25 protein-coding genes are annotated in these 23,915 nt (G+C 59.6%); 16 read left to right on the forward strand and 9 right to left on the reverse strand.

The annotated features are described in order from the left end of the window. On the forward strand, positions 1-198 hold a 198-nt coding region (locus tag SVU69_03795), incomplete at its 5' end, for a LysR substrate-binding domain-containing protein (GenBank protein MDY6942115.1). A gap of 6 nt (positions 199-204) precedes the next feature. Here SVU69_03795 and SVU69_03800 read toward each other — a convergent pair. Next, positions 205-588, reverse strand: a complete 384-nt coding sequence (locus tag SVU69_03800; GenBank protein ID MDY6942116.1) for a helix-turn-helix domain-containing protein — start codon at positions 586-588, stop codon at positions 205-207. Positions 589-698: 110 nt separating this feature from the next. Here SVU69_03800 and SVU69_03805 point away from each other — a divergent pair, with 110 nt between their 5' ends. The 3 genes from SVU69_03805 (at position 699) to gstA (ending at position 3,418) form a co-directional block, all read left to right on the forward strand. Beyond that, positions 699-1,466, forward strand: coding sequence for an SDR family oxidoreductase (locus tag SVU69_03805; protein MDY6942117.1), 768 nt, complete (start codon positions 699-701; stop codon positions 1,464-1,466). Between the two features lie 177 nt (positions 1,467-1,643). Beyond that, a complete protein-coding gene (locus SVU69_03810) occupies positions 1,644-2,708 on the forward strand; it encodes a putative zinc-binding peptidase (protein ID MDY6942118.1) in 1,065 nt (354 codons plus the stop codon). Positions 2,709-2,797: 89 nt separating this feature from the next. Next, the gene (gene gstA, locus SVU69_03815) at positions 2,798-3,418 is read left to right on the forward strand and encodes a glutathione transferase GstA (GenBank protein ID MDY6942119.1); all 621 of its coding nucleotides are present in this window, start codon (positions 2,798-2,800) and stop codon (positions 3,416-3,418) included. Positions 3,419-3,512: 94 nt separating this feature from the next. Here the strand turns inward: gstA and SVU69_03820 are convergent, their stop codons facing one another. Further along, positions 3,513-4,121, reverse strand: a complete 609-nt coding sequence (locus SVU69_03820; GenBank protein MDY6942120.1) for a cytochrome c — start codon at positions 4,119-4,121, stop codon at positions 3,513-3,515. Between the two features lie 303 nt (positions 4,122-4,424). Here SVU69_03820 and rimI point away from each other — a divergent pair, with 303 nt between their 5' ends. Together rimI and SVU69_03830 are read left to right on the forward strand one after the other, a co-directional pair. Then, positions 4,425-5,564, forward strand: a complete 1,140-nt coding sequence (gene rimI, locus SVU69_03825) for a ribosomal protein S18-alanine N-acetyltransferase (protein ID MDY6942121.1) — start codon at positions 4,425-4,427, stop codon at positions 5,562-5,564. Next, complete coding sequence (locus tag SVU69_03830; GenBank protein ID MDY6942122.1) at positions 5,561-7,033, forward strand: RimK family protein; 1,473 nt, start codon at positions 5,561-5,563, stop codon at positions 7,031-7,033. The genes rimI and SVU69_03830 overlap by 4 nt, the downstream gene beginning before the upstream one ends. Positions 7,034-7,056: 23 nt before the next feature. Here the strand turns inward: SVU69_03830 and SVU69_03835 are convergent, their stop codons facing one another. Continuing rightward, positions 7,057-7,569: a hypothetical protein gene (locus tag SVU69_03835; GenBank protein MDY6942123.1), complete on the reverse strand. Its 513-nt coding sequence runs from the start codon at positions 7,567-7,569 to the stop codon at positions 7,057-7,059. 172 nt (positions 7,570-7,741) lie between these two features. Then, positions 7,742-8,665 carry an alpha/beta hydrolase gene (locus SVU69_03840; GenBank protein ID MDY6942124.1) on the reverse strand — a complete coding sequence of 308 codons (924 nt, stop codon included), beginning with the start codon at positions 8,663-8,665 and terminating at the stop codon, positions 7,742-7,744. Between the two features lie 120 nt (positions 8,666-8,785). On the opposite strand from SVU69_03840, the gene SVU69_03845 reads away from it, so the two are divergent. The 3 genes from SVU69_03845 to SVU69_03855 all read left to right on the forward strand — a co-directional run bounded on the left by SVU69_03845 (position 8,786) and on the right by SVU69_03855 (position 11,930). Beyond that, positions 8,786-9,442 carry a methyltransferase domain-containing protein gene (locus tag SVU69_03845; GenBank protein MDY6942125.1) on the forward strand — a complete coding sequence of 219 codons (657 nt, stop codon included), beginning with the start codon at positions 8,786-8,788 and terminating at the stop codon, positions 9,440-9,442. 224 nt (positions 9,443-9,666) lie between these two features. Next, on the forward strand, positions 9,667-11,148 hold the full coding sequence (locus tag SVU69_03850) for a coniferyl aldehyde dehydrogenase (GenBank protein ID MDY6942126.1): 1,482 nt from the start codon (positions 9,667-9,669) through the stop codon (positions 11,146-11,148). Positions 11,149-11,312: 164 nt separating this feature from the next. Further along, positions 11,313-11,930, forward strand: coding sequence for a hemolysin III family protein (locus tag SVU69_03855; protein ID MDY6942127.1), 618 nt, complete (start codon positions 11,313-11,315; stop codon positions 11,928-11,930). 26 nt (positions 11,931-11,956) lie between these two features. Here the strand turns inward: SVU69_03855 and SVU69_03860 are convergent, their stop codons facing one another. Further along, the gene (locus tag SVU69_03860) at positions 11,957-12,439 is read right to left on the reverse strand and encodes a DUF411 domain-containing protein (GenBank protein ID MDY6942128.1); all 483 of its coding nucleotides are present in this window, start codon (positions 12,437-12,439) and stop codon (positions 11,957-11,959) included. Positions 12,440-12,620: 181 nt separating this feature from the next. Between SVU69_03860 and SVU69_03865 the strand changes: the two genes are divergently transcribed. Beyond that, positions 12,621-13,361 carry a hypothetical protein gene (locus SVU69_03865; protein MDY6942129.1) on the forward strand — a complete coding sequence of 247 codons (741 nt, stop codon included), beginning with the start codon at positions 12,621-12,623 and terminating at the stop codon, positions 13,359-13,361. 97 nt (positions 13,362-13,458) lie between these two features. After that, positions 13,459-14,346 (forward strand): phosphoribosylaminoimidazolesuccinocarboxamide synthase, encoded by an 888-nt coding sequence (locus SVU69_03870; GenBank protein ID MDY6942130.1) that lies wholly within the window; start codon positions 13,459-13,461, stop codon positions 14,344-14,346. 9 nt (positions 14,347-14,355) lie between these two features. On the opposite strand, the gene SVU69_03875 is transcribed toward SVU69_03870, so the two are convergent. Further along, positions 14,356-15,591: a DUF839 domain-containing protein gene (locus SVU69_03875; protein MDY6942131.1), complete on the reverse strand. Its 1,236-nt coding sequence runs from the start codon at positions 15,589-15,591 to the stop codon at positions 14,356-14,358. A gap of 123 nt (positions 15,592-15,714) precedes the next feature. On the opposite strand from SVU69_03875, the gene SVU69_03880 reads away from it, so the two are divergent. Next, positions 15,715-16,347 (forward strand): fumarylacetoacetate hydrolase family protein, encoded by a 633-nt coding sequence (locus SVU69_03880; protein ID MDY6942132.1) that lies wholly within the window; start codon positions 15,715-15,717, stop codon positions 16,345-16,347. Positions 16,348-16,393: 46 nt separating this feature from the next. Here SVU69_03880 and ampD read toward each other — a convergent pair whose 3' ends face one another. Beyond that, the gene (gene ampD / locus SVU69_03885; GenBank protein MDY6942133.1) at positions 16,394-16,963 is read right to left on the reverse strand and encodes a 1,6-anhydro-N-acetylmuramyl-L-alanine amidase AmpD; all 570 of its coding nucleotides are present in this window, start codon (positions 16,961-16,963) and stop codon (positions 16,394-16,396) included. Next, on the reverse strand, positions 16,960-18,372 hold the full coding sequence (gene mltF, locus SVU69_03890; protein ID MDY6942134.1) for a membrane-bound lytic murein transglycosylase MltF: 1,413 nt from the start codon (positions 18,370-18,372) through the stop codon (positions 16,960-16,962). The genes ampD and mltF overlap by 4 nt, the downstream gene beginning before the upstream one ends. A 217-nt stretch (positions 18,373-18,589) precedes the next feature. On the opposite strand from mltF, the gene argE reads away from it, so the two are divergent. The 4 genes from argE (at position 18,590) to SVU69_03910 (ending at position 23,372) form a co-directional block, all read left to right on the forward strand. Beyond that, complete coding sequence (gene argE, locus SVU69_03895; GenBank protein ID MDY6942135.1) at positions 18,590-19,777, forward strand: acetylornithine deacetylase; 1,188 nt, start codon at positions 18,590-18,592, stop codon at positions 19,775-19,777. Between the two features lie 15 nt (positions 19,778-19,792). After that, a complete protein-coding gene (gene argA / locus SVU69_03900) occupies positions 19,793-21,124 on the forward strand; it encodes an amino-acid N-acetyltransferase (GenBank protein ID MDY6942136.1) in 1,332 nt (443 codons plus the stop codon). A gap of 90 nt (positions 21,125-21,214) precedes the next feature. Further along, entirely contained in the window at positions 21,215-22,582 is a 1,368-nt protein-coding gene (locus SVU69_03905) for an adenosylmethionine--8-amino-7-oxononanoate transaminase (GenBank protein ID MDY6942137.1), read from the forward strand. Between the two features lie 55 nt (positions 22,583-22,637). Then, positions 22,638-23,372, forward strand: a complete 735-nt coding sequence (locus tag SVU69_03910) for a 16S rRNA (uracil(1498)-N(3))-methyltransferase (protein ID MDY6942138.1) — start codon at positions 22,638-22,640, stop codon at positions 23,370-23,372. 31 nt (positions 23,373-23,403) lie between these two features. On the opposite strand, the gene SVU69_03915 is transcribed toward SVU69_03910, so the two are convergent. Further along, positions 23,404-23,880 (reverse strand): chemotaxis protein CheW, encoded by a 477-nt coding sequence (locus SVU69_03915; GenBank protein ID MDY6942139.1) that lies wholly within the window; start codon positions 23,878-23,880, stop codon positions 23,404-23,406. Positions 23,881-23,915 lie beyond the last annotated feature (35 nt).

The raw sequence follows: 23,915 nt of genomic DNA on the forward strand, positions 1-23,915 counted from the left end.
GCCTTAGGCATTGCCTTGCTGCCGGGATTCATTGCCCGCCCACACCTGGAACAGGGACGTATCGTACCGGTGATGCCGGCATACCGGCCCAGACCTTTGGACATCAATTTGGTGTACCCGGCGCGGCGTTATTTATCGGCCAAAGTCCGGTTGTTCGCCGAGTTCATGAGCGAGCAATTTCGCGACGTCACGTTCTGATACCCATCACGATTCGCCGCCCGCCAAGCGGCTTGCCGGCAAAGCCGACGAAACATCGGCATCGATCTCGCTCTGGAGTTTTTCCAGTTCATCGAGGATTCGAATGAACTTGGTGCCAAAGGGCGTCACCACGTACTCCACCCGGGGCGGAACTTGCTTGAATTCCACCCGCTCAATGATGCCGAAGCGGACATTCTTGCGTAAGCACTCGTTAAGCACTTTGGTGCTCAGGCCTTCCACACTGCGCGCCATCTCGCCCGGCCGATTGATCCCGTTGGCGAGCAATTGATAGACCGTCAAAGACCATTTGCACCCGAATATCGTCTCGACCATGCGCGCGCTTTTTTCGGGCGCCGATTTTCTCAAAAAAACTTTCTCATGGGTATTCATCAAGATGCACCAAAAAGTACCTAACACACCGAATTGTTCTTGCTGTTCAATGGGATACACTCCGCTCTAAGCTAGCCCCACCCAGAACGGCTCATTGTGGAGGATAGCTGATGAACAACAACCAACCGCTCGCCCTGGTGGTGGGTGGATCCAGCGGAATGGGTTTGGCCACCGCCAAACGTCTTATCAAACGCGGGATCACCACCATGATCCTTGGTCGATCGGCCGACAAGCTGGCCGCGGCGGAGCAGAGTCTCGCCCCCATCGGGTCGGTGGAGACACTGCAAACCGATCTGTATCAAAACGACGATGTCCAGCGTTTACTTGATTTCCTTGCGCAGGAAAACCGCCACCTGAAATACCTGGTCAACGCCGCCGGTTATTTCAATCCCAAACCGTTTTTGCACCATGATCGATCGGACTACGACGTGTACATGGATCTGAACCGGGCGATGTTCTTCATTTCCCAGGTTGTGGCTGAGAACATGGTGGCACACGGCGGGGGATCTATCGTGCATATCGGCTCCATGTGGGCCAAACAGGCGATCAAGGCCACGCCTTCGTCCGCCTACTCCATGGCCAAGGCGGGCCTGCACGCGCTAACCCAACACATGGCCATGGAGCTGGCACCGCACCATATCCGGGTCAATGCCGTGTCACCGGCGGTGGTGAAAACCCCCATTTATGAGGCGTTCATCGCCCCTGAGGAACTGGATCAAACCCTGGCGAGCTTCGATGCATTTCATCCCATCGGCCGTATCGGTACCGCCGACGATGTCGCCGCCACCATCGATTTTCTGCTCAGCGACGACGCCGGTTGGGTCACCGGTGCCATTTGGGATGTCGACGGCGGTGTCATGGCCGGTCGCAATGAGTGACGGGCCGTGCAACGACACGCGTCAACGATCTTATTGCAATCAGGTTAGACTTGCTGAATCGAAGCCGGCATCGGCGTGGGCGCTGGGATCAACGGCACCCACGCCGATGCCGCCGGCACGCATTACGAATCTCTAATGATCCACTCACTGCGGTAATCAAACCAGGGGATCAACATCATGCGACTGTTCGAATGCGGTCACTGCGAGCAAACGCTCTACTTCGAGAATGACCAATGCACAACATGCGGCTCCGCGCAGGGATTCGACCCTGGCCAACGGGAACTGCTCACTCTCGCTCCGGGGGATGACGGCGACTGGCATCATCCTGGCACGACCTCGCAAGTCTTTTTCTACTGCATTAACAGCGAACACCAAGCTTGCAATTGGCTGGTCCCCCGACCGGGCGAGCTCTGCACAGCCTGTCGCCATAACCGCACGATTCCCAATCTTTCCGACCCACGCCAGCAGTCCTTATGGCGCAAGATCGAGCAGGCCAAGCATCGACTCTTTTACAGTCTGCTGCGATTTAACCTGCCCCTCAGAACAAAGCAGGAGGCGCCGCACAACGGGCTGGCGTTCGATTTTGTCGGCAACCCCAACCCGGAATTTCGGGAATCAAAATCGGTTATGACCGGTCATGCCGAAGGGCTAATCACCCTCGATATCGCCGAGGCCGATCCCGCGGAGCGCGAGCGCCAGCGGCTCACCATGGCGGAGCCTTACCGCACATTGCTCGGGCACTTCCGCCACGAAATCGGCCACTACTATTGGGCCTTGTTGGTCAGCGAAGGGCCCTGGTTGGAACCGTGCCGGGCGCTGTTCGGGGACGATCGCCGCGATTACAGCGACGCCCTCGCTGCGCATTACCAAAACGGCCCGCCGCCGGATTGGCCGGCCCACTACGTGAGCGCTTACGCCACCAGCCACCCCTGGGAGGACTGGGCCGAGAGTTGGGCGCACTATTTTCATATCGTCGATACGCTGGAGACGGCTTATCACTTCGGGTTGAAAGTGGACCCGAAGCATGTCGGGGCCGAGGGAATGCGCAGCCATCCGAAGTTCGATCCCTATCACGAAGCGGACTTCGACCGGATCATCAAGGCCTGGTTTCCGATTACCTTCGCCGTGAACAGTTTGAATCGCAGCATGGGTCAACCGGACCTCTACCCGTTTGTCTTGTCGGACGACGCGTTGGAAAAACTCGATTTCGTCCATCGACTGATTCATAACCGAAAAGCGTAACTCGGCGGCGCATCCCCCAAGAACCGGGATTCACCCGTTGAGTCTAAACGCACACGGATTCATAAAACCCTGAACCCTTGGAGGCTGTCATGCTCAAGCTGTACTACTCCCCTGGCGCCTGCTCCATGTCGCCCCATATCGTGCTGCGGGAAGCGGAGCTGGAGTTCGCCCTCGAGAAAGTCGACCTGCGTAGCAAACAAACCGAATCCGGAGTGGACTTCACCACCATCAACTCCAAAGGTTACGTACCAACCTTGCAGTTGGCGGATGGAGACGTCCTGACCGAAGGCCCGGCCATCGTTCAATACATCGCGGATTTGAAACCGGAGTCCGGACTCGCCCCGGCCAACGGAACCCTGCCCCGCTACCACCTGCAGGAATGGCTCAACTACATCTCCACCGAACTCCACAAGTCCTCGGGCCAGCTTTTTAACCCGGCCGTTCCGGAAGCGTACAAAGCGACAGTCCACGAGAACCTAAAGAACCGCTATGCCTATATCGATCAACAGCTGTCCAAGCAAGACTTCCTGCTGGGAGCGGATTTTTCGGTGGCGGACGCCTATTGCTTCACCGTCGTCAGCTGGACACCACTTTTAAAGATCGACATATCCCATTGTCCGAATTTGCAGGCTTACATGGAGCGAATAGGTCAGCGGCCTAGCGTACAGGCCGTAATGGAGGCGGAAGGCTTAAAGAAAGCAAAAGGCTGACCCGACTTTTTCCGAACCTTTCGTTTCAGGACGAGCAAAGGGCAGGCTGTCGAACGAACAGCCTGCCCCGGGACGGAGCGGCGATCAACGGGCCTTAAGGGGAAAGCAAACCGGCGGCCGGAGAGACGATTTCCTGCCGGAAACGGGCATGACATGCCGTGCAGGTCGCCAGCGTATTGCTCAAAGCCGTCACCACCGCGTTGCGATCCTGTTGCCGGGCCGCCTCGCCAATGGTGTCGGCCGTGCGGTGAAAATTGAGTGCCATTTCGGTGAAGCCGGGCGCCCCCTGCCCCATACGTTCGCACATGGCACCCATGGCGGGAGAGAAGCCAATACGCTGCACCGCATTGGCAATCCCCTCGAAATCATCTGCCGCCAGCGCGGCGGTGATCCGCTGAATCGCCTCCAGATGTTCGCGCATGTTGCGCAGCTGATGCGCCGCCATTTGTGGCGAGAGCGGCAAGGGCTCGCGGGTATCCGCCGGCTGTGCGTTCTGTCCGTGGGCCATCCCATGATGCCCGCCGAGCGGTGATTCGGCGCGGGCAACGACGGCAAACAGAACCCACATCACCAACAGCAACCCCACACCAAAAACCATGATGGACCGCGCCGAGGGCAAGTCCGCCCGGGAACTCGCCTCATGCCCGCCCCGCATGGCGGTTTCCGATAGCCCGTAACCGTAGATCGCGTGTTGTTTTTTCATCCCCATGTCCCCCTGGCGTCCCATAGGCACGCTATCGAATGACTCATCCCGAAGCGCCCAAAAAGATATCCTCCGCTACAACGTAGCGCAGCCTGATCGCTTACATTTGAGTTAAATCAGATTTCTCTGAATTAACTGGCAGGCGCAGTCGGCGGCGGCGGGAACCATCGGCGACTTACGGCCGTACGCTAAAAACCCATTGACCGACGACCCCGCGCCATTCATGATTGCGCGGCCCGGTACATGTGTCGGGCCAGCGGCTTAAGCCGCTGATTGCCCAAGTGATTCTTCAGGGTGAGCGCCATGCCGTCCCATCGTCCTCAAGCCCTTTCCGATACGTTTGTTCGTCCGGCAACCTGGGCGGATTTGGACGCCTTGGTCAGGATCGAACAACGTTGTTTCGAAACCGATCGCCTCTCGCGGCGAAGTTTTCGCCACTTTCTCAAGCGCGGGAAGGGTGCGTTTTTGATTTACGACGCCGGTGACGGCCCCATCGGCTATGCCTTGGTCCATTTCCACGCCGGCACCGCGCTGGCGCGCCTGTATTCCTTCGCCGTGCTGCCCGAAGCCCAAGGCCGGGGCGTGGGTCGATTGCTGCTTGAGGCAGCGGAAGACGCCTCCCGCGAACAGGGCTGCCTGGCCATCCGGCTGGAGATCCGCCGAGACAACGAGAAAGCCAAAGCGCTGTACTCAAGCGCCGGTTATCGCGAGCTGGAGCAACTAGAGGACTACTACGAAGATCACGAAGACGCGGTGCGGATGGAAAAGTCGTTGGCGCCCCAGCCCGACCGCGGTGTCACCCGAGTGCCCTACTATGCCCAAACCCTGGAGTTCACCTGCGGGCCGGCCTCGCTCATGATGGCGATGAAAAGTCTGAATCCGGACCTGCCGCTGAGCCGCAAACTGGAACTGCAAATCTGGCGGGAAGCCACCACCATATTCATGACCTCGGGTCTGGGAGGGTGCGGCCCCGATGGTTTGGCGCTGGCTGCGCACCGCCGGGGCTACGAGGTCGAGTTGATCCTGAAAGACGAACAGGCCTTGTTTGTCGATTCGGTCCGTTCGGCCGAAAAGAAGGAAGTCATCGCCCTGGTGCATGAAGACTTCAAGGAACAGATTCTCTCCGCCGACATCGCGGTACGCTACGGTGCAGTGCGGGTGGACGAGCTGGAAACGGCGATTCGGGAGGGCGCTGTGCCGGTGGTCTTGATCAGCTCCTATCGCCTGTACGGCGAAAAAACCCCGCACTGGGTGGTGGTCACCGATGTGGTCGATGGGATCGTCTATCTCCACGAACCCTACGTCGATTACGAGGAAAACCGGACGCCCATGGACTGCATGAATGTCCCCATTTTGAGTGAAGAGTTCGAAGGCATGGCCCGTTACGGACGCAGCGGTCAACGCGCCGTGGTCATCCTGAAGCGGCACGGAGCGCACGTATGAGTCGTCACGTTGTGGTCGTCGACCAACCCGCCGAATGGCGAGATTACTTGCCCGAGAGCCTGTTGTTGAGCGCCCGTGACTATATCGCGGGCCACGATTTCGGGACCAATCCCACAGTCAAAGTGATCAACCTCTGCCGCAGCTATCGCTATCTCGGCGTGGGTTACTACGTCTCCCTGCTGGCGGAGGCCCGCCGTCACCGCGTGATTCCCTCGGTGCGGACCATGCTCGATCTATCGCGCAAAACCATCTACCAGTTGGTCACCGAAGAGCTCGACGAGGACCTGGCGCGGCATCTGAAACGGCACGAGGAAGACCAAATCAACTTCACCATGTATTTCGGTTACACGCAGCAAGCCGATTTGCAGCCACTGGCCAATGTCCTGTTCGACCGCTTCCCGACGCCGATTTTGCACGTGCAACTGCGTCGCAGCGGCAAATGGCAAATTCACAAGATCACGACCCGGGGACCGGCTGATATCACGACGGATGAGCGCAGCACCCTCACCGACGCCCTCAACAGCTATCTGGGCAAACGGTGGCGCGCGCCCAAAGCCCGTGCCGTGTCGCGCTACGACCTGGCGATCCTTCACAACCCGGAGGATACCCTCTCGCCCTCCAACCCCAAGGCGCTGCAATCGTTCATCCGCGCCGGAAAACGGCTGGGCGTGGACGTGGACCTGATTACCCGGCGGGACTATCCGCAAATCGCCGAGTGGGATGCATTGTTCATCCGGGAAACCACCAGCATCAACCACCACACGTTCCGCTTCGCCAAACGGGCCGAAGCCGAAGGCATGGTGGTCATCGATGACCCCACATCCATTCTTCGATGCACCAACAAAGTCTACTTGGCCGAGCTGCTGCGCACCCATCGGGTGGGCACACCCCGTACAGTCGTGTTGCAACGCGATCGGTCCACAGCGGAAGTGGAAAAACTGGGCTATCCGGCGGTGCTGAAAATTCCGGACGGCGCGTTTTCTCTGGGTGTGTATAAGGCCAACACGCCGGCGGAATTCGACGAGATCGCCACGCGTTTGTTCAAAAAATCGGACCTGATTTTGGCCCAGGAATTCCTCCGCAGCGAGTTCGACTGGCGAGTGGGAATTTTAGGCGGAAAACCGCTGTTCGCCTGCCAGTATTTCATGTCACGCGGACACTGGCAGATCTACCAACACAAGGCTGATGGCCGGTTCGTCGAAGGTGAGGCCCGGACCCTGGCGGTGGAAGACGCACCGAAAGATGTCATTCAGACCGCGCTAAAAGCCGCCAATTTGATCGGTGACGGCTTGTATGGCGTCGATCTCAAGCAAACCGACCGGGGGGTGTTCGTCATTGAGGTCAACGACAACCCCAACCTGGACGTGGGTGTGGAAGATTTGGTGCTGAAGGACCGCTTGTACCAGATGGTGATCGAAGAATTCGTCCGCCGGCTGGACCGACAGCAGGAAAAAGCGGCTCGGCGTTAAGGCGGCACGCGCATCGAACCGCATCAGCGACCGGCAACCTGCGGCACCGGCGATGTTTCAGGCGACGGCTCGGCTTCGTTTTCAGCCAACCGCTGAAGCGCCAAATCCAGCAGCAACACCATCCCGTCAAAACGGGATGTGCCGTACTCCACGCCGCGCATGTTCAAACGCACAATCACCTCGCCGTTGCTGCCGTCCAGCGAGCCGATCACTTGCGTTCGGTGCTCGACCGAGGTGAGTGCCCACTCTCCCACATCCGGCACCGGGACCGGCTGATACCCCCAGCGCTCGTAACCGTCGGCCAACTTGGACATCGGTCGGGCCCGGAAGACCGAGAGAATGAAACCGCTCTCACCGAAAACGCACATATTGAACCCATCGTGAACGGAAAATGCGTTCGGTGACGCGGCATCAGGCACCACGAGCCGAATATCCTCCCACGATAACAGTTCACAGGGGTCAATCACGTCCGGTTGGACGAACCGGGCCGCTCCCTGCTCGTCGGAGCAGGCGACCAGACCTGATAACAGCAGCATACCGGTCGTCCAAGCGATACACCTGTTCCACACAGATCCCACAATATCGCCCTTTCACTAGCGAAGCCCTGACACCGAATGGTTCCAGGTTTCTATGCTAGAAATGAGGCGGGAAAAGCGTCAACGTAACTATGTCACAAATACGCAAATCGCCGGCAGCTTGTCGAGTCTCTCAAACTGTCCCAGCCAGGGGTTTTTCAGGGACAAGTGCCGCATCCAAACGGTTCAGTGCCGCACGAATCTGGGCTGCCGTCTCTTGCGGATGCTCCAGCATGAAATTGTGGCTGCCGGTCATCTCGACCGCTTCGATACAAGGATTCAACTCCGCCGCTTTGCGGCAACTCGGGCCGATGGGGGACATGCGGTCATTGCCGTACAGAATGACGGTAGGCACATTAAGCCGCTCAACCGCATCCCAAAGGGTCAACAACGGTTTGGCCAGGACTTCGATCTCCAGTTCAGGCGGACAACGCAGCGACACACCGCCGCCGTCGTCTTCCCACATGGCGTGATCGATGAAGGCATCGATCGACTCGTCCGTCCAGCGCTTGAAAGCGTGCTTGGATCGTAAATATTCCCGAGCAGTTTCCCGATCGTCCCATCGGGTCGATTTTTTGCGAACCCGGTCGATCATGGGGTTGTTCTCCAGCTTGGTGAACAACTCGAACATGTTTTGCGGCATCAGCATTGGATCGAGCAGCACCAGCGCCGAAAAGCGTTCGGGTTCCGCCGCCGCCATCAACATATGCAACGACGCCCCATAGCTGTGCCCCATCCCCACCACCGGCGCGGCGGCATTATCCAGGCCTTTGGCATCCATCACCGCCACGATCCGGTCGATACTGGCCTCCCAACCGGGATAACTGTCGCCGGTATCGCTGTCCCCGTGGCCCTGGAGATCCTGCAAAAACAAGCCGTTCTCGTCGACCAGTTCGCGCAGAACCGGCCAATAGAGCTTGCTGGCAAACGCCACACCATGAACGAAATGAAGGGTGGGCCGCTCGGGATGGCGCAGGTCGACGCCTCGAAGCGTGAGATCCGGCTCGACTTGCACAGCCCAGTGCTCGCCGGGATCCCGGAGGTGCTTGATTATCATTTGGATACATCCTGTGATCTCAATAGGCGGCCCGAAATCCTTATCGGCCACCGCGAAAGCGAAAATCCGTTTAGCATAGCAACAGCGAAGCACGCTGTCAGATCACCCGGACCAACCTAGATGCCACATCCCGGCTGCCCCTTATGCCAAGGGCGCGACACCGACCTCTACCACGCCGATCAGCAGCGAGAATATTGGCAATGCCGGCGCTGCGCGTTGATTTTCGTGCCACCGGCGCAACGCTTGGATGCGGCGGCGGAGAAAGCGGAGTACGACCGCCACGAGAACGACCCGGACGAGCCGGGGTACCGGCATTTTCTGTCGCGCCTGGCCGAGCCACTCAAGATGCGGCTCGCACCCGGTTCCCGGGGGCTCGATTTCGGTTGCGGACCGGGCCCCGCTTTGGCCGCCATGCTGGAAGAGGCTGGTCACGACGTGGCCTTGTACGACCCGTTCTACGCCAATCGCCCCGACGTTCTGCAGGGCTCTTACCAGTTCATCACCTGCACCGAAGTGATCGAGCACCTTTATCATCCGGCCCGGGAAATTCCCCGGCTGGTGGGCATGCTGGCGAGCGGAGGCTGGCTCGGTGTCATGACCAAGCAGGTGATCGACCGGGCACGCTTCGCCGGCTGGCACTACACCCGCGACCCGACTCACGTGTGCTTCTATTCGCGCCCGACATTTCGTTGGATCGGCCAGCGCTGGGGTCTGGAGCCGTTGTTTGTCGGCCCGGATGTGGTGCTGCTTCAAAAAAGCGGCCGGCCGGCGGATTAAGGATCATACCGAGAACGTGCGCAGCGGCCGGCATCCCTAAACGAACCCCTGACCATTCCACTGTTAAAAAACAAAAAGTTGTTCTCAATTGAACAACCGTTCAACTATACTTAGGTTTCGTTCCGATTGAGATATCGACAAACACCCGAAGCAGCGACGAACGGCAACCAACGCGACTCCCGTCTTCGCTGGCCAACGGCACAATATGTACGGAGGAGAACGGAATGAGCAGTCCACAACCCACGGCGGATAAGACACCGATCCGACCGCCGAAACTCACCGAGGTCGACAACCCGCAGAACCCTTACCTGTCGATCCTCGAGAATCAGCGTCAGGCCATTTTGAACGACGGTTTCCCCTCGGTGGAACGACGCGTTCAGGCGTTGAACACTCTGGCCAAAGCCGTTGGCGAATACTCCGATCAACTCATCAAAGCGGTTCAAGCGGACTTCGGCCATCGTTCCGCCCACGAAACCATCGCCAGCGAAGTGCTGGGGGTACTCGGAGAAATCAAGCTCACCAAGGGCAAGATCAAGCGCTGGGCCAAACCCAAGCGCCCGCCCTTGTTTTCCGGCATGCCCGGCGGACGGATCATCTACCAACCCAAGGGCGTGGTGGGCATCATGGGGGCCTGGAATTACCCCGTCATGTTGGTCCTCTCGCCGCTGGTCGGCGTGCTCAGCGCCGGCAATCACGCCATGATCAAACCGCCGGACGTCACACCGCGCACGTCCGATGTCATCCAAGACTTGATCGCCAAATACTTTGACCCCTCCTACGTCACGGTGATCACCGGCGACGTTCAGGCGGCCATTGATTTCTCGGCTTTGCCCTTCGATCACTTGATGTACACCGGCAACACCGAGATCGGCCGCCGGGTGATGATGGCCGCCGCTAAAAATCTCACGCCCGTGACCTTGGAAATGGGTGGCAAGTCGCCGGTGATCGTCACCGAAGACTACCCCGCTGAAAAAGCGGTCAACCGCTTGATGATGGGCAAAACCATCAACGCGGGCCAAACCTGTATCGCACCCGATTACATGCTGGTCCCCAAGAACAAAGAACAAGCCTGTCTCGACGCATTCGTGGCCGCCGCCACCAAGCGCTATCCCACCATCGCCGATAATCCGGACATCACTTGGATCGTCAACGAGCGCCACTATCAACGCGTTCAGGCTTTGATCGAGGATGCCCGCGCCAAAGGGGCAAACGTTGTTCAGGTGAACCCGGCCAATGAACAAATCCCGGAAGGCAAGCGGGTCATCCCCATGACCATGATCACCAATGTCTCCGAAGACATGCGGGTGATGCAGGAGGAGATCTTCGGCCCGGTTCTGCCGGTCAAAACGGTGAACTCTTCGCAAGAGGCGCTACAGTACGTGAAATCCCGGCCGCGACCGCTGGCACTGTATTATTTTGATGAGGATCGATCGCGGGCCAAACGGGTGATGAGCGATGTGATCTCGGGCGGTGCCTGTGTCAACGACACCGTTTTGCACCTGGCCAACTTCAATATGCCCTTCGGCGGCTCCGGAGACAGCGGGGTCGGCGCCTACCACGGCTTTTGGGGCTTCCAGGAGTTCTCACACAGAAAAGCGGTTCAGTTCCAGAGCAACTGGTTCTCACCGTCGCAGTTCTTATCAGGCCCCTATCCCGCGAAGGCCTATCAGTACATGCAACGTGCGGTGAAGTGGCTCAGCAAATAATCGGGCCGAAACCGTTCAACCAAGCGGCGTAATGCCGCCGCGAGTCGCAAGGACCGGCATGGCCGGTCCTTTTTTTGCCTCAGAAACGTCATAGCACTGATGCGGACGAATCAGAGATAATGGACCTTCCCCACCGCTGCAAACCATGCCGGGGAGGGTCAGTCATGGACCGACACGAAGCCTTTAACAGCCTGTCTCATTTGGCCGGCGCGGCGCTGGCCATTGCCGGCCTGGTGGTACTCCTGGCCTCCGCGGCGAACGACGGCGATGCCTGGAAAATCGTCAGCTTCAGCGTCTACGGGACCAGCCTTTTCTCACTGTTTTTGGTCTCCACGCTCTACCACGGCCTGAATGGCCGCGCCAAACGCGTCTTTCGAGTCCTCGACCATCAAGCCATTTATCTCCTCATCGCCGGAACCTATACCCCCTACACCCTGGTGACCTTGCGCGGCCCCTTGGGTTGGACGCTGTTCGGCACCGTTTGGGGGGTGGCGATACTGGGCTTGGTTCTGGATACCGTTTTCCCGCGGCGTGGCCCCCGCATTGTTCCGATTTTTATTTACTTGATCTTGGGCTGGTTGGGCATCATCGCCCTGCCGGAGTTGTTGGATGCGCTCTCACCCAGCGGCTTTACCTGGTTGCTGGCGGGGGGCATTCTTTACAGCGCGGGCGTTATTTTCTATGTGTTCGGGCACTGGCAACGCTGGGGGCACGGTGTGTGGCATGTGTTTGTTTTGGCCGCCAGCGCCAGCCACTACTTCGGTATTTTGCTCTATACCTGAGGTTCCGTCGTCTCCTTCATGCCGACTTACGGCGCCGGAACGCGTTCGTAAACCGTCTCGCCCAACGCGCCACCGAAGGTATAGACCTCATAGGCCCGAGGGCGCGGCCCTTCCATGCCGGGGGAACCGATGGGCATACCCGGCACGGTCAAACCGCGAACGTCAGGACGCTCCGACAGCAGACGTTGTATCACCTTCACCGGCACATGCCCCTCAATCACGTAGTCGCCGATCACCGCGGTATGGCAAGAGCCCATGCCGGCCGGAATACCTAACTCCCGTTTGATTTCGCCGACGTTCGATACGTCCCGCAAAGTGACCTTAAATCCTGCGGCAGCGATATGATCGGCCCAACGCGTACAACAACCGCAGTTCGGGTCTTTGTAGACCACGGCGGCCGGTAACTCGGACGGTGCGGGCTCCTGCGCCACCAACGGCGGGGTGACGCCAGCCAATAGGAGAACGAAAAACAAACTCATCCCAAAACTGCGTGATGATTTCCAGCTCATGAGCGCTCTTGATACCTCTGGGCGGGCGCCAGCGCTTTGGGTTAACCCCCAAAGTGGCAAGGCCGCCGGTGGGAACAAATGGTCTTGAAAGATCGTCTATCATCAATGCTAAACGATCAACAATGCAAAATGCTCGGGTCGACCTGCCAAGCAAGTTGAAACCGGACGGAGGGTTCGCTGCATGATCAATACCGCTCGTTACGGATTATGGGCCCTGATCATCACGTGGGCGATCGGCAACGCGTCAGTCGTCTGGGCCGATCTTACCGCCCAATGGGAGATGCCTTCGCACGACCGCGAGTTTCAGGTGGAGTACCTGGATGACAATCATGTGCGGATGACCATCGAAGATGACCTGTACATGCTGTTGTTGGACGGCCGCATGTATCTGATCAACGGCGACAGCGTCTTGGACGTTGAGGCATTTCGCGACCGGGTGAGTGAGTGGTCGGTGACGCAGTTCATCATGAGCCGCGTCGACGAACGCGCCAAAATGATCCCCGAACCGGAAGATTTAGTGGATACCGGCCGAACCGAAAACTGGGGCGGTGTCTCCGGGCGCGTTTACGAAGCGGAATTGACCCACCCCGAGAGCGGCGAAACCGAACGCCGTGAATACGTGCTGACCCAAGATCCGCGATTGGTGACGCTGAGACACGCCATGCAGCGTTTCTCCGACAACAACACCGAATCGCTGGAATCCCAACGGCTGGAACGAATGCAGTCGGCATTTCGGGAAGTTTTCGGCGAGGACGTGGCCCTACTTCGTTATGACCAGCGCTACCGCTTGAAGCAGATTTCCGAAGAACCCATCGACCCGACCCGGTTACAACTGCCCGAGAGTGCCACGATCAAAGACATGCCGGGCTTCGGCGACATGTTGACGCTGGCCCGACTCGCACTGCCCCTGGCGATGGACTAAGCCAACACCCGGCAAACGCACCAAACCGCCTTGGCATGACGGGCGCCGACGTCAGCGCTATCATGTGCGCGTGCACAGTCCCGGAGCGCCAACCCACATGTCAGCCGACGCATTGTTCCAAAGCGATCTATCCAGCCTGCCATTGGTTTACCGAGGCAAAGTCCGCGATATTTATCAGGTGGACGAACAACATCTGTTGATCGTCACCACTGACCGGCTCTCGGCTTTCGACGTAGTGTTGCCCGATCCCATCCCCGGCAAAGGGATGGTCCTCACTGCGGTTTCCAATTTTTGGTTCGATCGGATGCAGGATCTTATCCCCAACCACTTGGCGGATATCTCCCTGGAATCCGCCCTACCCGATCCGGCCGAAAGAGCCCAGGTCGCCGGCCGGGCCATCATTGCCAAACGCTTCCGCGCACTGCCGGTGGAAGCCATCGTCCGCGGCTTTCTGATTGGCTCGGGGTGGAAAGACTATCAGCGCAGCGGCGCGGTCTGCGGCATTAAGCTGCCCGCCGGATTGACGCAGGCGGAATCGCTGCCGGAACCCATCTTCACCCCCTCCACCAAGGCCGCAGTGGGTGAACACGACGAAAACATCGACTTCGAGCAAGCCGTAGAGCTGATCGGGCGGGAACACGCCGAGGCCATGCGGGAGATCAGCCTGGCCATCTACCGCCGCGCGGTGGCCCACGCCCGTGAGCGCGGCATCATCATTGCCGATACCAAATTCGAGTTCGGTCTGGACGAGAACGACCGTCTGGTGCTGATTGACGAGGTGCTGACGCCGGATTCGTCCCGTTTCTGGCCGGCCGATCAATACCGCACGGGCATCAGCCCGCCGAGTTTCGACAAACAGTACGTCCGGGATTATTTGGAAACCCTGGACTGGGACAAAACCGCCCCCGGCCCCCACCTGCCGGCAGAGGTGATCCGGAAAACCGCGGAGAAGTACCGCGAGGCCCAAAAGCGCCTAATGGACTGACGACTCCCGTCAGCCGGGCGAGACGGTGGGAAACGGACCGGCGATTTCGTAGGTGACTCCCAAGGGACCACGACCAGAGGGACCCCGCTGCGAGCTGAAATACAACCGGCTGCCGTCGGGCGTGAAAGCCGGCCCCGTGATCTCCGAGTTATCCTGCCCCACAATTTGCAGCAACGGATACAAATCGCCTTGGTCGTTCACCACCACAATCTGCATATCGCCGCCGTCTTCAGCCACCAGCACCTCGCCGGTCGGTGCGAACACCGTGACATTGTCCGGCCCGTCTAGGATATCCCCCGGCGCAGCGGGCGAGCGTCGGTAAATCAACTCCAAAGTGCCACCACCAATACCCGGCGTGTAAACCCAAAGGCTGTCATCGCCCTTGGTGGTGAAATACACCTTGCCGTCGTGATACCAAATGCCTTCGCCACCGTCGAACGGCGTACTTTCCGGCACCTGATAACGGGTGGGCTTACCCCGAGGACCGATACCACCGAGAATCGGATTCGGGTTCGCCACCGGATACCAGACGACATTGGCCGGGCTGACGGCAGGGTCCCCCTGCACACTGGCCACTTCCAACACGCCGCGGCGCAAATCGGGATAGTTATCCGGCGTGAAACGGTAGAGGCAACCATCCCCGACGTCTTCGGTGAGATACAACTGTTGGAAGCTGGGATCGACCGCCACGGCTTCGTGCGTAAAGGTTCCCAGTGCCCGGCGGATTCGAGGCAACCGCCGGCCAAAAGGATCACACTCCCAAACGTGCCCGCCATCCCACTCTTCGCAAGACAGCCAAGTGTCCCAGGGTGTCGGGCCACCGCCACAATTGAGGGTGGTGCCCATCAGAATCGGATAGGCATCGAGCAAGGTGCCATCGGCCGCAAAGCGCAAAGCGCCGACACCGCCCACCAGCAACATCTCGCTGTTTGAGACGTAAATCCAACCGCCGTCCTCGGTGGCAAAGGTGGCACCGCCATCGGGCAGAATGTGCCAATCGTATAGCCCACGGCCCAGAGGATGGCGCCCCGCGCGGGCGACGATTCGGGAGGTAAAACCCGCCGGCAACCGTACGCCGTTGGCATCGGCTTCACCCAGCGGCCCCAGACCCGACAGGCTCCCGGACAGATCAATGGCATGCGCCAGACGGTGCCACCCCGATAACGGACCGACCGTCAGCAGGCCGGCGCCCAACAGGCTTTGCAATAGAAAACGTCGGCGCGATGAATCAACCGACGCGGTCACAGCGGATTTTCTCGACACGGAAAATAGACCCTCGGGGATATGGTATTAATAACAGCTTCGGCCAATGGCCTTTATCCTGAACCGTGTTCATGACGTCACGGTGAAGCCCTCGGAAAATCCAAGATGCACGAACCACCTCCGCCCCGACGCGTTTTCTGTATCGGTCGCAACTACGCCGCGCATGTTCGCGAACTGGGAGAGACCGAAGATGATCAGTGCGTGGTATTTATGAAACCGTGCACCAGCCTGGAAACCATCGGCACGCCCATCGCCCTACCGCGTGCCCGTGGCGCCGTGCATCATGAGCTCGAGTTGGTTGTGGCGCTGGGAACCGGTGGAGAGAACATCCCCGAAGAACGCGCCGCCGAGCACATCGACGCCATCACTTTGGGACTGGACTTAACCCTGCGGGACTTGCAGAACCAACTGAAGGCGCAAGGGCGTCCCTGGGAGTTGTGTAAAGCGTTCGAGCAAAGTGCGCCCATTGGTGCGTTCATGCCCTACGACGGTCGCGTCGACTTACAGGCCATCGAGATGACCTGTCACGTCAACGGGGAGCTGCGGCAAATCGGGCACACCGCCCACATGATTTTCCCCGTTAGCTGGTTGATCAGCTTCTTGAGTCGTCACTGGCAACTGCTGCCGGGAGATTTGATATTTACTGGCACACCGGAAGGTGTGGGCGAGGTTCGACCCGGCGACCAGATCGTCATCGCCAGCCCCGCCATCGGCCAGTTCACCTGGGATATGGTGTAATCCAAGCATGGCGTGAACACCATACCTGCCGGGAACCGAATCGCGCCTAGACCATGGAACGGCCCGAGCCCGTCATCAGTCGCTCGAAATGTACCCAATCGAAAGCCGGGCCAGGATCGGTTTTCCGACCGGGCGCGATGTGGCAATGACCCACGATCGGTGCCGATCCCAACGAGGGGTACGCCTGCCGAAGCGCTCTGCACACAATCGTTAGTCGGCGATACTGAGGTTCGGTGTACGCGACATTGTCCGCCCCCTCCAGCTCGATACCGACGGAGTAATCATTACAGCGCTCCCGCCCCTGGTAACAGGAGACACCGGCGTGCCAGGCCCGCCGGTGAAACGGTACGTACTGGACGATCTCACCGCTGCGCCGAATCATGATGTGCGCCGAGACGCGCATCCCCACGATATCCGCGAAGTAGGGGTCGGCATCCGCCGGCAAGGTGCCGTGGAATAGGGCGTCAATCCACGGGCCGCCGAATTGCCCGGGCGGCAAGCTGATCCCATGCACCACGATCAAATCCAGCGTGGCGCCGGGTGGCCGGTCGTCGCAGTGAGGTGACGGCGATTGACGGGCCGTCGCGAGCAATCCGCTAGAGATATCGACTTTCATTGGTTCGCGGCGGCCCGCTCCACCATCAGATCGAATTCTTGCTGCGGCACGCCGATTCCCAGCTGCTGCTCCAGGATGTCGTGAAAATCCCGAACCCGCTGAACGTAGCGAACCGGTTCACTCCCACGCGCGTAACCGTGGGGCAGACGCCGATAGTATTTGCGGTCGGACAACAACGGCAACGCCTCTTTCAGGTCGATCCAAAGGTTGGGGTTGCGCCCCATTTCCTCGGTCAAGCGCCGGGCGTCCCGAACGTGGCCCAAACCCACATTGTAGGCAGCCAGCGCGAACCAAGTTCGGTCCGGCTCCTGGATCTCCGGGTCCAGGCGCGAGCGCAAGTGAGCCAAATAGCTCGCGCCACCCATGATACTCTGGCGCGCATCGAGCCGATTTTTCACGCCCAACGAGCGCGCGGTGGGGAGCGTCAACATCATCATCCCCCGAACGCCGGTGGGACTGCGGGCCCGCGGATTCCAGTGTGACTCCTGATAACTCTGCGCGGCCAGGAGCGACCACGGAATGCCATACTCCTCACCGGCTCGTTCGAACATCGTTTGGTACTTGGGCAATCGCTGTTCGATCCGGCGGCGGTACACGCTGACATCCACGTAGTCGAACAGATCGACAAACCCGTAGTAGCGCTCCACCAAATCGTCCAAATCGCCGCTCTGCTCGTATTCCTCGAACCACGTCCGCACCGCGGCGAGCAATTCACTCGCACCTTTCGGCATGGCCCAAGCCAGCGTTTGCGGCGCGCCCAGCGTGAAAGCCACATCCAACTCGGGGTAGTAGCGTCGGTTGATCGCCACGATATTGGAATCCGCTACGGTACAACCGATTCGCCCTTGCCAGACTTCTTCCAGCAGTTGCTCACTGCCCAAATCCGTCTCCGCGGTCCACTCGAGATCCGCATAATCTCGCCGCAAGGCCCGCAAACGCTCCTCGTAGCTGCTGTCTGCCAAAACCTTAAGATCGATGCCGGAAAGCTCTTCCACACCCCGCGGCGACTCGCCGTCGCGACGACAAATCACCTGCTGCTCCACGGTCTGATAACCGGGTCCGAACAGATATTTACCCATCCGGCGTGAGGTGCGCGTGATCCCAGCGGCAGCCAGATCTGCATCCCCTCGCTCAATGCGCGAGAGCATTTCACTCCAGTTGTCGATGACAATGTAGTGAGTGGACACGCCGAGATATTCGGCAAAGCTTTCGACCATCTCGTACTCGGGGCCGGCCAGACCATCCCGACCTTCGTAAAACGTGGTGGGTGCGTTCCGCGTAATCACCACCAACTCGCCGCGCGCACGAATCTCCGCCAAACGCCCCTCGCCCACGTCCGGCTCGCTGCAGCCGACCAGCAAAAGAACGCCGGCACCAACAAGGGCTGTGCCGATTCGTTGTCTTTTCATTGCCCCCCCATATCGTTCGGGCATGGTGAACGGTAAGGCGCGATGCCGTACTCGGCCGTGCTCCCCGTTCGCTGTTCTTTAGTATCTATCGGATGAGATCGAGCCTTCCTCACCCGATTTCGAATTATGAGACCAACGTCAAAGTTAAGGGACATACAACGGCTCAATCAAGTTCATCGGCTTGCGCCGGAGCAATGGGAACCGCCAGAATTGCCCCATGAAAATCGCCCATCCCGAAACACTTCAGATGATTCGCGCGCTGCTGGCCCGTCCTTCGGTGAGCAGCGCCCAGCCGACGTTGGACATGAGCAATCTGGGCGTGATCGAACTACTTGCCAACTGGCTGAATGATTTGGGATTCGACGTCCGAGTCACCCCGCTCGCCGACGCCCCACAAAAGGCCAATCTGGTCGCCACCCTAGGACGCGGGCCCGGCGGCTTAGTATTGGCCGGCCATACGGATACCGTGCCCTACGACGAGGCCCTGTGGCATTCCGACCCTTTCGGCGGAACCATTCGGGGCGGCCGCCTTTACGGTCTGGGCGCCAGTGACATGAAGTCTTTTTTCGCCTTGGCCATTGAAGCGTTGGCACCCTATCGCGACAAGCCGTTGCAACAACCATTGATCCTGCTCGCCACTGCCGACGAGGAAACCAGCATGGCCGGCGCCCAGGCAATCGCAGCCAGCGGCCGACCGTTGGGACGTTACGCCGTCATCGGCGAACCCACGGGCCTGCGCCCGGCGCGGATCCACAAGGGCATCATGATGGAAACCTTCCGCGTGCTGGGCTCTTCGGGTCATTCCAGCGATCCCGCGCTGGGGCGCAACGCCCTGGAGGGCATGTATCGCGTCCTTGGCGCGTTACTCGATCTACGGTCCGAGCTGCAGGCGCGGTATCAGTATCCGGGCCTGACCGTGCCCGTTCCGACCTTGAATTTGGGGCACATTCACGGCGGCGACAACCCGAACCGCATCTGCGGTCAATGCGAGCTCCATATCGACTTGCGCATGCTCCCTGGCATGGATGTGGACGAACTGCGCACACTCCTCAAAGCCCGTGCGCTGGCGGCACTTGCCGACAGCGATTTGACCCTGGAACATGAACCCCTGTTCGCCGGCCTGCCACCCTTGGAAACGCCGGCCGAAAGCGCGATCGTTCAGGCGGCGGAGGCGTTGACGGGCTACCAGGCGGGTGCGGTGGCCTTCGGCACTGAGGCCCCGTATCTGAATCAGATGGGCACGGAGTCGATCGTACTCGGGCCGGGCGATATCGACCAAGCCCATCAACCGAACGAATACTTGCAACTTGAACGCATCGAGCCCACCGTCAGACTGCTGCGGCAACTGATCGAGCGGTTCTGCCTATCACCGGCTCCGGAATACGCCGGCTCACAATCTCCTTAGGCAACACGCGTAACGATGGACAACTTCATTAAATGGTTCCGGGGTTCATCCCCTTACATTAACGCTCACCGGGGACGGACATTCGTCATCTGCTTCGGTGGCGAAGCCGCCGTTGACGACAGCTTCGTCAACCTGGCGCAAGATATCCGGCTACTAGCCAACCTTGGCGTGCGGCTGATTCTGGTGCATGGAGCCGAACCGCAAATCGCGCAGGAACTGGCGCGACATGACCTCACCCTTCCCGATCACGACGGCCAACCCATCGCCGACGAAACCACGCTGCAGTGCGTTAAGGCAGCCGTGGGCACGCTGCGGATCGACATCGAAGCCTGTTTTTCCAGCGGCTTGTCCGACACACCCTTGGCCACTTCCCAGCTGCGACTGGTATCGGGGAATTTCGTCGTCGCCCGGCCCTTGGGCATCCTCAACGGGGTCGACCACCTGCATACCGGCTTGGTCCGTCGCAGCGAAGCGGCCGCGATACGAAGCTACCTGGACGATGGCGCGATCGTGTTGCTTCCCCCGTTGGGTTATTCCCCCACAGGGGAAACGTTCCTGCTTCAGGCCCACGATGTGGCCACCCATGTGGCCAGCGCTCTGGAAGCCGACAAGCTGTTATTTCTGACCGAATCCGAAGCCTTGAATAACGACAGCGGTCAGACCATCAACGAACTGACACCCGGGCAGGCGGCCCAACTCAAGGGTTCGTATTCGTCCGGCACCGAGCAGGCCCGGCAACTCAACGCTGCTATTCGGGCCTGCCAAGCCGGTGTTCGACGGGTTCACCTGGTCCCCCGACGGCAGGATGGCGCACTGTTACAGGAGCTCTACACCCGTGACGGGGTCGGCACCATGATCACTGCGGAGAGCTACGATACACTCCGCTCAGCCACCATCGACGATGTGGGCGGCATCCTGGCCCTGATCGCACCGCTGGAGAACGAAGGGATTCTGGTCCACCGCGATCGTGAACAACTGGAACTGGAAATCGGCAACTTCGCGGTGATGGAGCGGGATGGCGTGATCGTGGCTTGCGCCGCCCTGTACGGCTACCCTCCGGAACCAATAGGTGAAATCGCCTGTGTGGCCGTTCACGCCGACTATCGACAATCTGGCCGGGGCCGCGATCTGCTGGAATTCCTCGCCGGGATCGCACGTGAACGCGGCATCGAACGGCTATTCGTTCTCACCACACAGACGGCGCACTGGTTTGTCGAACAGGGGTTTCAGCCCGCCCGCATACAAGATCTGCCGGTGGCCAAGCAATCTCTCTATAACTACCAGCGAAACTCCAAAGCTTTCATGATGCCGCTGGGCGAACGCAAAACCCGAAAAATTCACCGCTGAATGGCACCACCACCCCGAACGTGGGGTGGGGTGCAGTCCTGAATCCACCCGCATGCGGATTCATATTTTAAGATGGAGCGACGAGACACCATGACAAACCCGGATGCGAACGCTGAATGGGTCGCACGGGACCTCCAGGTTTTTTGGCACCCGTGCACCCAGATGAAAGATCACGAACGTCTTCCCATGATCCCCATTCGCCGGGGCGAAGGCGTGTGGCTGGAGGACTTTAACGGTCAACGCTATCTGGATGCGATCAGCTCCTGGTGGGTGAACCTGTTTGGCCACGCCAATCCCAAGATCTGCGCCCGAATCGAGCAACAACTCCACGAATTGCCTCACAGCATCACAGCGGGATTCACCCACGCACCCGTGGTAGAACTGAGCGAACGGCTCATTGAGGTCACGCCCGAAGGCCTGAGCCGTTGTTTTTACGCCGACAACGGCTCATCGGCGGTGGAAGTCGCGCTCAAGATGAGCTTCCACTACTGGCGCAATCGGGGCGCCCGCAAAAAAACCCGATTCATCTCGTTGGCCAACGGCTATCACGGCGAGACCTTGGGCGCGCTGTCGGTAAGCGGTGTGGATTTGTACCGCGAAACCTATCAACCCTTGCTGATGGACAGCCTGCAGGCACCCTCGCCCGACTGCTACCACCGCGAACCGGGCAGCAGTTGGGCCGAACACAGCGAGCGCCAGTTCGAAGCCATGGAGGCCTTGCTGGCACGTCACGCCGAAGAAGTGTGCGCAGTCATCGTCGAGCCATTGATTCAATGCGCCGGCTCCATGCGCATGTACCACCCCGTCTACTTGCAGCGCTTACGCGAGGCTTGCGACCGCTATCAGGTGCATTTGATCGCCGATGAAATCGCGGTGGGTTTTGGCCGAACCGGAACCCTTTTCGCCTGCGAACAGGCCAATATCACCCCCGACTTCCTCTGTCTGTCCAAAGGGCTGACTGGCGGTTACCTGCCTCTGTCGGTGGTGATGACCCACGAGACCATCTACCAGGCCTTTTACGATGACTACGAGAATCTCACGGCGTTTTTGCACTCGCACAGTTACACCGGAAACGCCCTGGGATGTGCGGCCGCGCTGGCGACGCTGGACATTTTCCGCGACGAACCGGTGATCGAACGCAATCACGCACTGGCCGAGCATATGGGTCAGCGCCTGCAAGCGCTGACCGACCACCCCCACGTGGGCGAAGTACGCCAATGCGGTATGGTGGCTGCGGTCGAAATGGTGCAGAGCCGGCAAGGCCGGCAGACCTACCCCTGGCAAGAACGACGCGGCTTGCGGGTCTATCAGTACGCGCTCAAGCGTGGCTACTTGCTACGGCCGTTGGGCAACGTGGTCTATTTCATGCCCCCTTATGTAATCACGCCGGAGCAAATCGACGGCATGATCGAGGTGGCCGTCGCCGGTATTGACCACGCAACCCGAGGCGAGAACTGATGGCCGGCATCGTTCACTCGCGGTGGCGGCGTGAGAAAAGTGGCGATAACGATCCATGCGCGTGACCCGTTTCTATCACCCCGAACCACTCAAGGAACATTCCGAGATCGAACTGAAGGCGCCAGCCGCACGGCACGCCACGCGCGTGTTGCGCCTCAGACCCGGCGATCCGGTGGTGGTGTTCGACGGCCGCGGTGGGGAATTCCCCGCCCAGGTGGCAGACACCGGTCGTCAAGGCGTTTCGATTCGACTGGCGGAGCGGGTTCCGGTCGAGCGGGAATCGCCTTTGATCATCACCTTGGTGCAAGGCATCTCGCGCGGCGAACGCATGGATTTCACCATACAAAAATCCGTGGAATTGGGAGTCTCCGCGATTATCCCGGTGATCTGCGAGCGAACCGTGGTCCGGCTGGATCCGGCGCGCGCCGAAAAACGTCTGCGCCATTGGCAGGGGGTGATTGAGAACGCCTGCGAGCAGTGTGGGCGCGACCGTCTACCCGAGCTCCATCCTATTGAAAACCTGACGAATTATCTCAGCACCACCACAGCAAGTGTTGAAACCCGCTTGTTCTTGGACCCCGAAGGAACGCGCGCGCCGAAAGACATCGACCCACCACCCGGCATGACGCTGCTCATCGGCCCGGAGGGCGGTTTATCAGAAGCCGAACGGGGCCGCGTCCGGGACGCGGGATTTCAGGGGGTTCGTCTGGGGCCACGAATTTTGCGCACGGAAACCGCCGCCCTGACGGCCATCGCGGCCGCCCAGACGCTTTGGGGCGATTTTCGCTGACCGGACTGACTGCGCTACCAACCGGAATCGGTCAGTTCGCTTTTTGCGGTGACCAGCTCTGGTAAATCATATCCTCGAGCAATTCGAGGTCCGGAATGTAGGCCCGGGTATTCCCGATGCGGACGTGAAACAAGACCGGCGACTCGCGCTCCGTATCGGTCAGCGGGATGGTGGTTAAAACTTCCTGTTGAATTCGTACCAACTGCGGATGGCCCTGGATTCGGATCGCCAGCTGGCGGCACGGCAACTCCTGGCCCAGGGTATAAGTGATGGCAATCCGGGAACGCTCATTGATCGGCGGCGCGGGTTGCTGACTGGCCTGCTCGAAGGAAACCAATGGAATGCGCCAACCCTGCCAGGACAATTCCCCCAACAACCAATCCGGAGCGTCGCGTACCGGCTCCGGTTCCGCGCGCGCGATCACTTCGGCCACCGCCGAGTTGGGCAACAACAGCCGATCACCATGCAATGGCATGATCAGACTATAGACCTCGTTGATTTCCGTCATCCCATTCACCTGTTTCAACCAACCCGACTCACACC

This window comes from Pseudomonadota bacterium, assembly GCA_034189865.1.
Classification (GTDB): domain Bacteria; phylum Pseudomonadota; class Gammaproteobacteria; order UBA5335; family UBA5335; genus JAXHTV01.

Coding starts and splice junctions, on each gene's coding strand:
- SVU69_03800 (MDY6942116.1), bottom strand. CDS start 588: ATGAATACCCATGAGAAAGTTTTTTTGAGAAAATCGGCGCCCGAAAAA.
- SVU69_03805 (MDY6942117.1), top strand. CDS start 699: ATGAACAACAACCAACCGCTCGCCCTGGTGGTGGGTGGATCCAGCGGA.
- SVU69_03810 (MDY6942118.1), top strand. CDS start 1,644: ATGCGACTGTTCGAATGCGGTCACTGCGAGCAAACGCTCTACTTCGAG.
- gstA (MDY6942119.1), top strand. CDS start 2,798: ATGCTCAAGCTGTACTACTCCCCTGGCGCCTGCTCCATGTCGCCCCAT.
- SVU69_03820 (MDY6942120.1), bottom strand. CDS start 4,121: ATGAAAAAACAACACGCGATCTACGGTTACGGGCTATCGGAAACCGCC.
- rimI (MDY6942121.1), top strand. CDS start 4,425: ATGCCGTCCCATCGTCCTCAAGCCCTTTCCGATACGTTTGTTCGTCCG.
- SVU69_03830 (MDY6942122.1), top strand. CDS start 5,561: ATGAGTCGTCACGTTGTGGTCGTCGACCAACCCGCCGAATGGCGAGAT.
- SVU69_03835 (MDY6942123.1), bottom strand. CDS start 7,569: ATGCTGCTGTTATCAGGTCTGGTCGCCTGCTCCGACGAGCAGGGAGCG.
- SVU69_03840 (MDY6942124.1), bottom strand. CDS start 8,665: ATGATAATCAAGCACCTCCGGGATCCCGGCGAGCACTGGGCTGTGCAA.
- SVU69_03845 (MDY6942125.1), top strand. CDS start 8,786: ATGCCACATCCCGGCTGCCCCTTATGCCAAGGGCGCGACACCGACCTC.
- SVU69_03850 (MDY6942126.1), top strand. CDS start 9,667: ATGAGCAGTCCACAACCCACGGCGGATAAGACACCGATCCGACCGCCG.
- SVU69_03855 (MDY6942127.1), top strand. CDS start 11,313: ATGGACCGACACGAAGCCTTTAACAGCCTGTCTCATTTGGCCGGCGCG.
- SVU69_03860 (MDY6942128.1), bottom strand. CDS start 12,439: ATGAGCTGGAAATCATCACGCAGTTTTGGGATGAGTTTGTTTTTCGTT.
- SVU69_03865 (MDY6942129.1), top strand. CDS start 12,621: ATGATCAATACCGCTCGTTACGGATTATGGGCCCTGATCATCACGTGG.
- SVU69_03870 (MDY6942130.1), top strand. CDS start 13,459: ATGTCAGCCGACGCATTGTTCCAAAGCGATCTATCCAGCCTGCCATTG.
- SVU69_03880 (MDY6942132.1), top strand. CDS start 15,715: ATGCACGAACCACCTCCGCCCCGACGCGTTTTCTGTATCGGTCGCAAC.
- ampD (MDY6942133.1), bottom strand. CDS start 16,963: ATGAAAGTCGATATCTCTAGCGGATTGCTCGCGACGGCCCGTCAATCG.
- mltF (MDY6942134.1), bottom strand. CDS start 18,372: ATGAAAAGACAACGAATCGGCACAGCCCTTGTTGGTGCCGGCGTTCTT.
- argE (MDY6942135.1), top strand. CDS start 18,590: ATGAAAATCGCCCATCCCGAAACACTTCAGATGATTCGCGCGCTGCTG.
- argA (MDY6942136.1), top strand. CDS start 19,793: ATGGACAACTTCATTAAATGGTTCCGGGGTTCATCCCCTTACATTAAC.
- SVU69_03905 (MDY6942137.1), top strand. CDS start 21,215: ATGACAAACCCGGATGCGAACGCTGAATGGGTCGCACGGGACCTCCAG.
- SVU69_03910 (MDY6942138.1), top strand. CDS start 22,638: ATGCGCGTGACCCGTTTCTATCACCCCGAACCACTCAAGGAACATTCC.
- SVU69_03915 (MDY6942139.1), bottom strand. CDS start 23,880: ATGACGGAAATCAACGAGGTCTATAGTCTGATCATGCCATTGCATGGT.